The sequence below is a fragment of the Alteriqipengyuania lutimaris genome (genome assembly GCF_003363135.1).
GTDB classification, from domain to species: Bacteria; Pseudomonadota; Alphaproteobacteria; order Sphingomonadales; family Sphingomonadaceae; genus Alteriqipengyuania; species Alteriqipengyuania lutimaris.
Genome location: NZ_QRBB01000001.1, coordinates 1,038,250 through 1,048,782, shown reverse-complemented (window position 1 = coordinate 1,048,782; position 10,533 = coordinate 1,038,250). Strand labels below are relative to the sequence as shown.

Genomic DNA, 10,533 nt, shown 5'->3' with positions numbered 1-10,533 from the left:
CCGGACAGGCTAAGCAATTGTCGTGCCAAACGTCTCTCGACGCGGCGGCAGATCAGACCGGTTGTGAGGCAGAGAGGCCGTTTGCGCCCTGATAGGTGCCGGCGGCGCCCGCCATCGCGTCGATCCGCGACTGCACATTGGTGGCGATGAGGTTGCGCAGACGGCGGTTGATCGTGTTCAGGCGGCGGACCGCGTCGAGCAGGCCGAGACATTCCTCGTCCAGCTCGTGGGGGAGGACCTTGTCCAGCCTTTCGCACAATTCGATCTTGCCGTTCGAACAGGTGGTGATGCGCTCGATATCGAGGGCGGCAAGTGCCTGCCGCTCGCCTTCCAGAAGGGCAAGCATTTGCCGCAGGGCGCTACGCGTCGTCATCACGGTGCCCTTACTCGCCCGCGCTCTGGTACAGGCCGGCGGCGATGATGCCGTCGGCAATCTCGGTCGGGATCAGCGGGTAGGTGCCCTGCTCGATCGCCTTGCGGATTTCGGCGACCCGATCGACATCGACCGGCGCCTGGTCGCCTGCGGAAACGCTGGCCACCGCGGCCATGCCTTCGGTCGCGGTCGCGTCGTCTGCGGGCTTGCGCACTGCGGACGCGCGTTCGATCGGCGCAACGCCGCGGCGCAATCCCGCTGGGCCTCCGATGTCCGGCAATCCGAAGTCTCGCATTGCTGTGTGTCCTTCTTCTTCCCGTTCGGCGGAACGGTCGCTTCATAGTGGAGAACGGCACCACGAGCGCCGTTTTAAGGGTGCGGAAACTTTTTTCCCGCCCGCCCGAAAAAAGCGTGCCTCAGCGGACCCGCACGGCGACCTGGCCCGGGCGCACGACCTGTGCGCGCACCGGATCGGCCTTCCTGTCCTGTGCGGGGCGCACCTGGATCCACGACCCGACTGCACCTTCTTCCATCGCGACCGCCTGACGCGAAAGCGAGAAGCCGCCGCCTTCGACGACGATGGAGACGGTTTCGCCGCGGCTGACGACGATCTCGTACGTCTCGGCCTGGCCCGGCTGCGGCTGGGCCTGCGCGACGGCGACATAGATCCGCCAGCCCGCATCGGGGCACTGGACCTGCACGCTCTCGCGCGACGAGCCGTACCATTCGAGTTGGAGCGGGGCGCCGCACGGGTTGAGGCGCATGCGCCGATCGACCGGCAGGCGTGCGCCTCCCGGCTGGCCGATCCCCGCGCCGGTGAAATGCATCACCGCGCGGTCGATTTCGGCCGCATCCATCGGGGCATTGGCGCTTGCGGGTGCGCCAAGGGTAGCGGTGACGGCCAGCAGGCCGGCAAGAAGCGAAAGCTTGGTCATGGGTCGGATCTCCCGAAATTGCAGTACGCGGCGGGCCGTCGGCCCTCTTAATCTGCCCGCGTATCTGCAATTATCGTGCCATCCGAAATCCCGGCGACGTCCTGCCGGTCGTGGGCGATCACCACGAGTGTTTCCGGGGAAGCGCCCGGCTCGACCATCAGGCGCGCGAAATGGCCTGCTTCCTCGATCTGGCCCGCCAGCTGTGCCGCCTGTGCAGCGGCCTGCGCCGCCGCGCCGGGCGCATGCCGGACGATCACCGTCGCGACCTCGCCCTCGCCGATCCCCTGCAGCTTCAGCCAGCGCGCAAGATCCGCATCGCCCCCCGGGCGGAACACCGCCATCGGCTGGCCCTGCGCGATGTCGATCGCGCGTTCCTCTTGCGTGCGCGCATTGTCCTGCCCCTCGCCCGCATCCTCGCGATGCGCGGTCGCGACCACGAGGAACAGGATCAGCGAGAGATCGGCGAGCGAGGTCTGCCAGGTGTTGAGCCCGCGGATCATGATGCCTTGCGCAGCTCTGCCGGGAAGTGCGCGATCTCGGCACCATGTTCGACCGCGCCGCGCAGGGGCACACCATCGCCGCGGATCGACTGCTCGAGCCAGTCGACGATGGCCTGGCGGTCTTCTTCCTCGCGCGCGGAGCGGCGCTCGATCGCGGCTGCAAGCGGGCCGAAAAGGAAGTTCGCCGTGGCAAGCCCGTAGAGCGTGGTGACGACGGCCATCGCGATGGCGCCCGCCATCCCGACCTCGCCCCCGTCGGCGGGCATCGTGCCCAGCGCGATCAGCGTGCCCGCGAGGCCGAGGACCGGCGCGAGCTCGGCCGCCTGATGGAATACCTCGATCGCCGCCCGCGCAGCCTCGGTCCGTCCCCGCGTGTCGCGTGCGTGCGCGGCGGCAAGCTCTTCGCGCGGACGGGGGCCGGACAGGACTTGCGACAGCTTCGCCAGGTCGGGATCGTCGGTCCGCACCGGTTCCGCGCGCAGCGGGCCGTGGTCGGCGATATCGCGCAACTGGCGGGAAAATTGCGCCTTTGCGCGCGCCGGATCGAAGGGGCGTCTCCCGAGCCGCGCGATCCTGCCCAGCCCGAGCCGGACCTGCGCAGGCCCGCAGCGCAGGAGTGTCGCGAGCACCGTCCCGCCAAGAACGATCGCCAGCGAGACCGGATCGAACCACCGATCGATGAGGGTCAGAAAATTCTCCACGGCTCAAGAACGGCAGCTGTCCGGCCAGTTTCAGTGTCGTCCGCCCGATTTTTGCCGCCGCCCGGCAATCGCTTGCCGCCCCACCCGGCAAATCGCACGAAACCGGGCCTTTCGAGCGAACTGGCACGCTGCTTGCTTACATATCGGGGCATACGAACACCCCAAACGTCTTGGCGGAGAACAACGATGAGCGAAGGCCTTTTCGGCATTCATGGAGCAGCACTGGAAATCCGCGCCCAGCGGATGAACGTGCTCGGCTCCAACATCGCGAATGCGGGGACGCCCGGCTACAAGGCGCGCGACATCGATTTCGATGCCGCGCTGCAGGCGCGCCTCGCGGGCAACGACAGTGGTAACGCCACCGATCGCGCGACCGTCTATCGCATCCCGACCATGGCGAGCCTCGACGGCAACACCGTGGAGATGGGGACAGAGCAAGCCGCCTTCGCCGAAAACGCGGTCGCCTACACCGCCACGCTCGGCTTTCTGCGTGGCCGGGTCGAGACCGTCACGCGCGCGTTGAGGGGCGAATAGGCATGAGCGGCCCCATGACCATGTTCGAAATGGGCTATCGCGCGATGTCCGCGCAGATGGTCCGCATGAACACAGCCGCCTCCAACCTCGCCAATGCGGGCAGCGTCGCCGGCAGCGCGGACGAGGCCTATCGCCCGATGCGCACGGTCTTCGCCGAACAGCTCGACCAGGCGAGCGGCATGAGCTCGGTCGCGGTCGATCGCGTCGTGCGATCGGACGCCATGCCGACCCGCCGCCACGATCCGGGCCACCCGCTGGCCGACGAGAACGGCGATGTCTGGGAATCGCCGGTCGATGAGAACGCCGAGATGATCGAGATGCTCGAAGCCTCGCGCCAGTATTCGAACATGATCGAGGCCATGTCGACCGCCAAGCAACTGATGCTCGAAACGATGAGGATGAAATGATCACACCAGTCAATCCACTGAGCGACGGCGCAACCGGCGCTGCCCGCAACCCGGGACGCGGCATGGACGATCTCGGCTCGACCGATTTCCTGCGCCTGCTGACCGTCCAGGTTCAGCAGCAGGACCCGTTCGAGCCGGTCGATAACACCGACATGCTCGCGCAGATGGCGCAGTTCTCCTCGCTCGCGAACAGCTCCGAAACCAACGCCACGCTCGAACAGATCGTCGACAAGCTCGACGCGCTGATCACCGCCTCCAAGGCCGAGGGCGACAGCCCGGCCGCCAACGACGCCTAACGGGAGACCGCACATGTCCTTCTACACCTCGCTCAACGGACTCAAGAACGCGCAGTCCTCGCTCGGCACTATCGCGCACAACATCGCCAACTCGGAAACCTACGGGTTCAAGCGCGGACGCACCGAATTCGCCGAAATCGTCGCCGGTTCGGCCAATGCCAACCCGCGCACGATCCAGGGCATCGGTGCCTCGGTCGAAGCGATCTCGCAGAATTTCTCGCTGGGTCCGATCGAACAGACCGGCTCGGCGCTCGACGTCGCGATCACCGGTGACGGCTTCTTCACCCTGCGTGACGAGAACGGCGGCACGATCTACACCCGCGCAGGCTCGTTCGCGATGAACGAGAACGGCGGCATCGTCGACACCAATGGCAACCGGCTGCAGGTCTACGCGGTCGACGAATTCGGCGCACCTACCGGAGATCTCGCCAACCCGACGCTGCAGGATGCACATATCCCTGCCACCAACGATGCCGATGCCGCCTATGCGGGCGTGTCGGTCGGCAAGGATGGCGTGGTGCGCGCTTCCTATGCCGATGGATCCGTGCAGCCGATCGGGATGGTCGCGCTCGCATCCTTCATGGCGCCCAACGGCCTCAAGCCGATCGGTTCGGCCAACTGGCAGAGCACCGGCTTTTCGGGCGCGGCAAGCTACGGCGCGCCGGGCTCCGGCCAGTACGGCGCGCTGCTGTCGGGTTCGCTCGAACGCTCCAACGTCGACATTGCCGAGGAACTGGTCGGTCTGATCACCGCGCAGCGCAACTTCCAGGCCAACGCCAAGGCGATCGACACCGCCACCCAGATCTCGCAGACCGTCATCAACCTGCGGACCTGATAGATGGACCGCCTCATCTATACTGCGCTTTCGGGGATGCAGGCCTCGATGGATCGGCAGCGCGCGATCGCCAGCAACATGGCGAACACGAACACGCTGGGCTTCCGGGCCGAGCTGATCGAGCAGCGCGCGATGACCATCGAAGGCCACCCGAACGAGGCGCGCGCGATGCAGGTCGCGCGGGTCACGGGCGCAGACATGTCTGGCGGCGAAATCATGGAAACCGGCCGCGAGCTCGATATCGCGATGGCGACCGAGTCGCTCATGGCCGTGCAGGCGCAGGACGGCACCGAAGCCTATACCCGCCGCGGAGATTTGTCGCTGACGGCCACCGGGCTGCTGGTGACGGGAGGAGGCCACCCGGTGTTGGGGGACACGGGACCGATCACGGTCCCACCGGGTGGCCGCATCTCCATTTCCGAAGACGGCACGGTAACGCGGACCGATCCCGATGCGCCCGAAGCGCCGCCCGCCGAAGTCGGGCGGATCAAGCTGGCCAGCTGGGAAGGATCGCCGATCGCCAAGGGCCTCGACGGCCTGTTCCGGGTGGAAGGCGGCGGCATCCTGCCGACCGACGAAGAGGCGCGCGTGCACACCGGCGCGCTCGAGCAATCCAACGTCAAGCCGACCGAAATTCTGGTCGCCATGATCGAAGAGCAGCGGCTGTTCGCCATGCGCTCCAAGATGGTGTCGACCGCCCGCCAGCTCGACGAGAGCGGCGCCCAACTGATGCGCATGACCTAAGCGTAAAAGCTCACAGAGGACCAATACTATGCCCACCTCAGCTCTCCAGGTCGCCCGCACCGGGCTCGAAGCGCAAGACGCACGGATGCGCGTGATCGCCAACAACCTGGCGAACGTCGGCACCACCGGCTTCAAGCGCGACCGCGCGAATTTCGCGACGCTCGCCTATCAGGATGCGCGCGTGGCGGGGCAGCAGTCCTCGGGCGAGACCGCCTATGCCGAAGGCCTGAACCTGGGCACCGGGGTCGCGATCCAGTCGACCAGCCAGATCATGACGCAGGGCACGCTCGACACCACGGGCAATGCCTTCGACCTCGCGCTCGACGGCGATGGCTTCTTCCAGATCGCGATGCCGGGCGGGCGCACCGCCTACACCCGCGCGGGCAATTTCACCCGCTCCGCCGAGGGCATGCTCGTCACCCAGCAGGGCTTCACCGTGCAGCCCGAAATCACCGTGCCCGAAGGCGCGACCGCGATCTCGATCTCGCCCGACGGCACCGTTTCCGCGACCATCAACGGCGAAGCCGAGCCGACCGAGCTCGGTCAGATCCAGATCGCGCGCTTCACCAACCCCGCAGGCCTGCAGGCGCTGGGCGACAACTTCCTCGCCGAAACCGCGGCCAGCGGCGCGGCCGAACTGGGCGTCGCGGGCGAAGGCGGGCGCGGCCAGATCCGCCAGGGCATGCTCGAGGGGTCGAACGTCAACATCGTCGAGGAACTGGTGGCCATGATCGAGGCGCAGCGCGCCTACGAGATCAGCTCCAAGATGGTGTCCGCCGTCGACGAGATGCTGCGCAACGCCAACCAGACGCTGTGAGGCCTCTTCATATGAACACCCGCATCCTCATCGCCCTGCCCATCGCTTTTGCGCTGGCCGCCTGTGGCGCAAGCACGCGCCCAGCGGGCTTTGCCGCGGCGCTGCCGCCGGCCCCGCCGCCCACCTATGCCGCGCCGCCGAGCACCGATGGCGCGATCTACCAGGCTTCGCACGGCTATGCACCGCTCTACAACGGCAACCGCGCCTCGCAGGTCGGCGATCTCGTCACCATCGTGCTGGTCGAGCGGACCGTCACGAGCAAGGCGACCAGCAGCAAGACCACGCGCGACGGCAGCGCCGGCCTGACGCTGCCCGATTTCGTCGGGATCGATCAGGGCGACCTCAGCGCCTCGGCCGGGTCGTCGTTCAACGGACAGGGCAATGCGGCGCAGACCTCGACGCTGCGCGGCGACCTGACCGTCACCATCGCCGATGTCCGCCCCAACGGCACGGCCTTCGTGCGCGGGGAGAAGGTGATGCAGCTGAGCCAGGGCGAGGAATGGGTCCAAGTGTCGGGCATCATCCGGCTGGCCGATATCGATCAGGACAACCGCATCTCCTCGATCCGCGTCGCCGACGCGCGCATCTCCTACAGCGGCGAAGGCGCCGTGCAGCAGTCGAGCAGACCCGGCTGGCTGTCGCGCTTCTTCAACGTCGTTTCGCCGTTCTGATCCGGAGCCGACAGCCATGATCCGCATCTTCACCCTGATCGCCGCCTGCCTCGCGCTGGCTATGCCCTCCGCCGCCTCGGCGGAGCGGGTACGCGACATCGGCCAGTTCCAGTCGGTTCGTTCCAACCAGCTGACCGGCTACGGCATCGTGGTCGGCCTCGACGGCACGGGCGACGACAATTTCGCCTATGCGACGCAGGCCATGCGCGGCGTTTCGGGCCGGCTCGGCCTGCAATTGCCACCCGGCGTCAATCCGGCGCTGAAGAACGCGGCCGCCGTGCTGATCACCGCCGACCTGCCCGCCTTCGCCAAGCCCGGCCAGCGGATCGACATCACCGTGTCGACCATCGGCAAGGCCAAGTCCTTGCGCGGCGGCGCGCTGATCCTGACGCCCCTTTATGGTGCCGACGGCGAGATCTACGCAATGGCGCAGGGCAACCTGACCGTCGGCGGGCTCGGCATTTCGGCCAATGACGGATCCAAGCTGACCGTCAACGTGCCGACCGTGGGCCGCATTTCGGATGGAGCCAGCGTCGAACGCGCGGTGAGCACCAATTTCGACTTCACCGAAGTGCTGCGCTGGAACATGTTCCATGCCGACTTCCTCACCATCAGCCGCGTGCGCGATGCGATCAATGATCGCTTCCCCGGCATGGCGCGGATCGAGGATGGGGTTACGCTGGCCCTCGCCCTGCCGCCCGGTGCCGACACGCGCGCCACGATCATGGCCGAGATCGAGATGCTCGACATCACGCCCGCCGAGCGCGCGGCCAAGGTGATCGTCAACTCCCGCACCGGCACGATCGTGATCTCCAGCGCGGTGCGACTCGCGCCCGCCGCCGTCAGCCACGGCAGCCTGGTGGTGCGGATCGACGAGAACCCCACGATCGTGCAGCCCGCGCCCTTCTCGCGCGGTCGCACGGCCTTGGAACCGAACAGCAATATCGAGGCGAGCCAGAGCGGCGGCTATGTGACCCCGCTGCCCGCGGGCGCCAACCTCGCCGACGTGGTCGACGCGCTCAACATGCTGGGTGCCAGCCCGGCCGATCTGGTCGCGATCCTCGAAGCGCTCAAACAGGCAGGTTCGCTGACCGCCGAGGTGGTGGTGATATGACCGCGCTGACACCCATGGATTTTTCGCTGGTACGCCAGCCCACGCCAATCGGGGGCGAGCGCTCCGCAGCTGCCACCGAGCGGCAGGAACTGCGCGAAGCCGCGCAGCAGTTCGAAGCGATCCTGCTGCGCCAGATGCTCTCCTCGGCGCGCTCGACCGATTTCGGCGGGAACGACCTTTTCGAAAATGGTGACGAGACGTTTACCGAAATGCGCGATGAGCGGTTTGCAGACATTGCCGCGTCGTCCGGCCAGCTCGGTTTCGCGGATGCGATCGAGCGGCAGCTCGCACGCTTCCTGCCACACGAACACTCGCCGGGGGCGAACGAGTAGATGGCTTCCGATCTCCTTTCCATTGGCGCCAGCGGCGCCCGTGCGGCGCGCGGCGCGCTCGAAGTCACGGCGAACAACATCGCCAATGCTTCGACCGACGGCTACGTGCGTCGCAGCGTCCGGATCGAGGAGGTCTCGGGCGGCAGCATCGCGGGCCGTGGCAGCGACATCTCGGTCTCCGGCTCGCGCGTGGGCGAGGTCCGCCGCAACGCCGATTCCTTCCGCCAGGCCGAGCTGCGCCGCACGCAAGCCGATCTCGAACGCGCCAATGTCGAGCTGTCGGGCCTGCAGAACATCGAAGCCGCGGTCGAACAGGCGGGCATCTTCGACTCGATCGTGGAATTCGAAGCCACGCTGCAGCAGCTTACCGGCGATCCGACCGACAGCGCACGCCGCGCGGCGGTGGTTGCCGAAGCCGAAACGCTGGCGAGCAAGTTCAACATCACCGCTGGCAGCCTCGCCTCGGTGCGCGACGGACTGCATTTCAATGCGCAGGCCGACGTCGAGAACCTCAACACCTACGGCGCCGAACTCGCACGGGTGAACCTGCGGCTCGCGCGGTCGGGCTTCGGCAGCAACGATCAGGCCGCGCTGCTCGACCAGCGGGACAACCTGCTCGAACGGATGAGCGCGCTGGCCAGCGTCAGCACGACCTTCGCGTCCGACGGCACGGTTGCAGTCGGCCTCGGCGCCAGTCCGGGCACGCCGTTCGTCGCAGGCGGCACGGCGGGCAAGGTGGCTTCAGCGATCGCTGCCGACGGCACGATGTCCTTCACCCTTAACGGGCAGGCGGTCTCGCCGGCATCGGGTAGCCTGACCGGCGCGGCCCTTGCGCTCGGCGACCTCGCCGCGATCGGCACCCGGCTCGACGCGGCGGCCGAATCGATCGCGACCACGATCAACGCAGCGCAGGCGAACGGCGTCGCGCTGGACGGCAGTGCCGGCCAGCCGATGTTCGCAGGCACCACCGCGGCCTCGCTGAGAGTGGTCCTGACGAGCGGCTCCGGGCTGGCGACGGCACCCGCGGGCTCGCCCGCGAATGATCGCAACCAGCAGAACCTGACCGAGATGCGCCAGGCGCTGAGCGCGGCCAACCCGGCCGAGGGCATCAACACGATCCTGTTCGACGTGTCGAGCAAGGTCGCCGGGCGGCAGGTCACCCAGGGCGCGCTGGAAACGATCGCCTCCTCCGCGCGGATCGCGCTGGAAGAACAGTCCGGCGTCGATCTCGACAACGAGGCCGCCAATCTCATCCGCTACCAGCAGGCATTCCAGGCTTCGGGCCGGGCCATGCAGGTCGCGAGCGATATCTTCGACACGCTGCTGGGAGTCGGCCGATGATCAACCTGAGCACCGGCGCCTTCTACGAGCGTTCGGCGACCCAGATCTCGTCGTTGCGCGGGCGCGCCGAAACCCTGCAGAAGCAGATCGGCACGGGCGAGCGGCTGGAGAAATCCTCCGACGATCCGGTTGCCGCGGCGCGCCTGCGGATGCTCGAGCGCGAAGAGCGCGTGAGCAAGGTCGACACGCGCAATTCGGAAAGCGCCGAGAACAATCTCAAGTTCACCGACGAGGCGCTGGGCCAGGTCGCGGTGATGATCAGCCGCGCGCGCGAACTGACGCTGCAGGCGGCCAACGCGACCACGAGCGACGAACAGCGCGTCTCGATCGCGACCGAACTCGACGGGCTGCGGACCAATCTGCTCGGCGTCGCGAACGGACGCAACGCCGCAGGCCATGCGCTGTTCGGCGGCCAGGCGATCGGCTCTGCCTACGATATCGACGCCGCCACCGGTGCCGCGACCTATGTCGGCACCGCCACGCTCGACGAGATCGAGATCGGCGACGGCCAGGCGATCACGCCTGGCAATACCGGCCCCGAAGTGTTCGCCTTCGAGAATCCGGACGGCACGAAGACCGACCTGTTTGCCGAGCTTTCCGCGCTCTCCGCGGCGCTGCGCGGCGGCGGCCAGGCGGCGGCCGACGCGGCGCGCGAAGGCCTCTCGACGCTCGACACCGGTTTCGAGAAGGTGACGACCGCCCAGACCGTGCTCGGCTCGCGGATGGCGTGGCTCGAGCTGATGTCGGATCGGCGGACCGGCAATCTGGAGCGAATCGCGGACGAACGCTCGAGCGTCGGCGGTGCCGACCCGGCGGTGACCATGACCCGCCTTCAGGAAATGCTGACCGTCCTAGAGGCCAGCCAGTCGAGCTTCGTGCGACTCGCCAACCTCAACCTGTTTTCGATGCTGCGCTGATCGCGCGGGCCTAGGG

At 67.4% G+C, this 10,533-nt stretch carries 16 protein-coding genes; 11 read left to right on the top strand and 5 right to left on the bottom strand.

Annotation, left to right across the window (positions count from 1 at the left end):
• Positions 1–52: 52 nt before the first annotated feature.
• The 5 genes from DL238_RS05240 to DL238_RS05220 all read right to left on the bottom strand — a co-directional run bounded on the left by DL238_RS05240 (position 53) and on the right by DL238_RS05220 (position 2,509).
• On the bottom strand, positions 53–373 hold the full coding sequence (locus DL238_RS05240; RefSeq protein ID WP_234030973.1) for a hypothetical protein: 321 nt from the start codon (positions 371–373) through the stop codon (positions 53–55).
• 10 nt (positions 374–383) lie between these two features.
• On the bottom strand, positions 384–587 hold the full coding sequence (locus DL238_RS05235) for a flagellar biosynthesis anti-sigma factor FlgM (RefSeq protein WP_234030972.1): 204 nt from the start codon (positions 585–587) through the stop codon (positions 384–386).
• Between the two features lie 202 nt (positions 588–789).
• The gene (locus DL238_RS05230; protein WP_115491295.1) at positions 790–1,308 is read right to left on the bottom strand and encodes a flagella basal body P-ring formation protein FlgA; all 519 of its coding nucleotides are present in this window, start codon (positions 1,306–1,308) and stop codon (positions 790–792) included.
• Between the two features lie 47 nt (positions 1,309–1,355).
• Positions 1,356–1,808 carry a hypothetical protein gene (locus tag DL238_RS05225; protein WP_199801333.1) on the bottom strand — a complete coding sequence of 151 codons (453 nt, stop codon included), beginning with the start codon at positions 1,806–1,808 and terminating at the stop codon, positions 1,356–1,358.
• On the bottom strand, positions 1,805–2,509 hold the full coding sequence (locus DL238_RS05220) for a MotA/TolQ/ExbB proton channel family protein (RefSeq protein ID WP_234030971.1): 705 nt from the start codon (positions 2,507–2,509) through the stop codon (positions 1,805–1,807). The genes DL238_RS05225 and DL238_RS05220 overlap by 4 nt, the downstream gene beginning before the upstream one ends.
• Before the next feature lie 186 nt (positions 2,510–2,695).
• Here DL238_RS05220 and flgB point away from each other — a divergent pair, with 186 nt between their 5' ends.
• Genes flgB through flgL form a run of 11 tightly spaced genes read left to right on the top strand, consistent with a single transcriptional unit; the run spans position 2,696 to position 10,517 of the window.
• Entirely contained in the window at positions 2,696–3,043 is a 348-nt protein-coding gene (gene flgB / locus DL238_RS05215) for a flagellar basal body rod protein FlgB (protein WP_115491294.1), read from the top strand.
• Between the two features lie 2 nt (positions 3,044–3,045).
• Positions 3,046–3,450, top strand: a complete 405-nt coding sequence (gene flgC / locus DL238_RS05210; protein ID WP_115491293.1) for a flagellar basal body rod protein FlgC — start codon at positions 3,046–3,048, stop codon at positions 3,448–3,450.
• Complete coding sequence (locus DL238_RS05205; RefSeq protein WP_115491292.1) at positions 3,447–3,746, top strand: flagellar hook assembly protein FlgD; 300 nt, start codon at positions 3,447–3,449, stop codon at positions 3,744–3,746. Before flgC ends, DL238_RS05205 begins: the two co-directional genes overlap by 4 nt.
• A 13-nt stretch (positions 3,747–3,759) precedes the next feature.
• On the top strand, positions 3,760–4,581 hold the full coding sequence (locus tag DL238_RS05200) for a flagellar hook-basal body complex protein (RefSeq protein ID WP_115491291.1): 822 nt from the start codon (positions 3,760–3,762) through the stop codon (positions 4,579–4,581).
• A 3-nt stretch (positions 4,582–4,584) separates the two neighbouring features.
• Positions 4,585–5,325 (top strand): flagellar basal body rod protein FlgF, encoded by a 741-nt coding sequence (locus DL238_RS05195; protein ID WP_115491290.1) that lies wholly within the window; start codon positions 4,585–4,587, stop codon positions 5,323–5,325.
• A 28-nt stretch (positions 5,326–5,353) separates the two neighbouring features.
• Positions 5,354–6,142 carry a flagellar basal-body rod protein FlgG gene (gene flgG / locus DL238_RS05190; RefSeq protein WP_115491289.1) on the top strand — a complete coding sequence of 263 codons (789 nt, stop codon included), beginning with the start codon at positions 5,354–5,356 and terminating at the stop codon, positions 6,140–6,142.
• 11 nt (positions 6,143–6,153) lie between these two features.
• Positions 6,154–6,813: a flagellar basal body L-ring protein FlgH gene (locus DL238_RS05185; RefSeq protein ID WP_115491288.1), complete on the top strand. Its 660-nt coding sequence runs from the start codon at positions 6,154–6,156 to the stop codon at positions 6,811–6,813.
• Between the two features lie 16 nt (positions 6,814–6,829).
• Complete coding sequence (locus DL238_RS05180) at positions 6,830–7,927, top strand: flagellar basal body P-ring protein FlgI (RefSeq protein ID WP_115491287.1); 1,098 nt, start codon at positions 6,830–6,832, stop codon at positions 7,925–7,927.
• A complete protein-coding gene (locus DL238_RS05175; RefSeq protein ID WP_115491286.1) occupies positions 7,924–8,259 on the top strand; it encodes a rod-binding protein in 336 nt (111 codons plus the stop codon). Before DL238_RS05180 ends, DL238_RS05175 begins: the two co-directional genes overlap by 4 nt.
• A complete protein-coding gene (gene flgK, locus DL238_RS05170) occupies positions 8,260–9,600 on the top strand; it encodes a flagellar hook-associated protein FlgK (protein WP_115491285.1) in 1,341 nt (446 codons plus the stop codon). It abuts the gene before it with no gap.
• Positions 9,597–10,517: a flagellar hook-associated protein FlgL gene (gene flgL / locus DL238_RS05165; protein WP_115491284.1), complete on the top strand. Its 921-nt coding sequence runs from the start codon at positions 9,597–9,599 to the stop codon at positions 10,515–10,517. Before flgK ends, flgL begins: the two co-directional genes overlap by 4 nt.
• Positions 10,518–10,533 lie beyond the last annotated feature (16 nt).

Excerpts from the sequence above, each read along its gene's own strand:
- DL238_RS05240 (WP_234030973.1), bottom strand. The coding sequence starts at position 373 with ATGACGACGCGTAGCGCCCTGCGGCAAATGCTTGCCCTTCTGGAAGGC.
- DL238_RS05230 (WP_115491295.1), bottom strand. The coding sequence starts at position 1,308 with ATGACCAAGCTTTCGCTTCTTGCCGGCCTGCTGGCCGTCACCGCTACC.
- DL238_RS05225 (WP_199801333.1), bottom strand. The coding sequence starts at position 1,808 with ATGATCCGCGGGCTCAACACCTGGCAGACCTCGCTCGCCGATCTCTCG.
- flgB (WP_115491294.1), top strand. The coding sequence starts at position 2,696 with ATGAGCGAAGGCCTTTTCGGCATTCATGGAGCAGCACTGGAAATCCGC.
- flgC (WP_115491293.1), top strand. The coding sequence starts at position 3,046 with ATGAGCGGCCCCATGACCATGTTCGAAATGGGCTATCGCGCGATGTCC.
- DL238_RS05205 (WP_115491292.1), top strand. The coding sequence starts at position 3,447 with ATGATCACACCAGTCAATCCACTGAGCGACGGCGCAACCGGCGCTGCC.
- DL238_RS05200 (WP_115491291.1), top strand. The coding sequence starts at position 3,760 with ATGTCCTTCTACACCTCGCTCAACGGACTCAAGAACGCGCAGTCCTCG.
- DL238_RS05195 (WP_115491290.1), top strand. The coding sequence starts at position 4,585 with ATGGACCGCCTCATCTATACTGCGCTTTCGGGGATGCAGGCCTCGATG.
- flgG (WP_115491289.1), top strand. The coding sequence starts at position 5,354 with ATGCCCACCTCAGCTCTCCAGGTCGCCCGCACCGGGCTCGAAGCGCAA.
- DL238_RS05185 (WP_115491288.1), top strand. The coding sequence starts at position 6,154 with ATGAACACCCGCATCCTCATCGCCCTGCCCATCGCTTTTGCGCTGGCC.
- DL238_RS05180 (WP_115491287.1), top strand. The coding sequence starts at position 6,830 with ATGATCCGCATCTTCACCCTGATCGCCGCCTGCCTCGCGCTGGCTATG.
- DL238_RS05175 (WP_115491286.1), top strand. The coding sequence starts at position 7,924 with ATGACCGCGCTGACACCCATGGATTTTTCGCTGGTACGCCAGCCCACG.
- flgK (WP_115491285.1), top strand. The coding sequence starts at position 8,260 with ATGGCTTCCGATCTCCTTTCCATTGGCGCCAGCGGCGCCCGTGCGGCG.
- flgL (WP_115491284.1), top strand. The coding sequence starts at position 9,597 with ATGATCAACCTGAGCACCGGCGCCTTCTACGAGCGTTCGGCGACCCAG.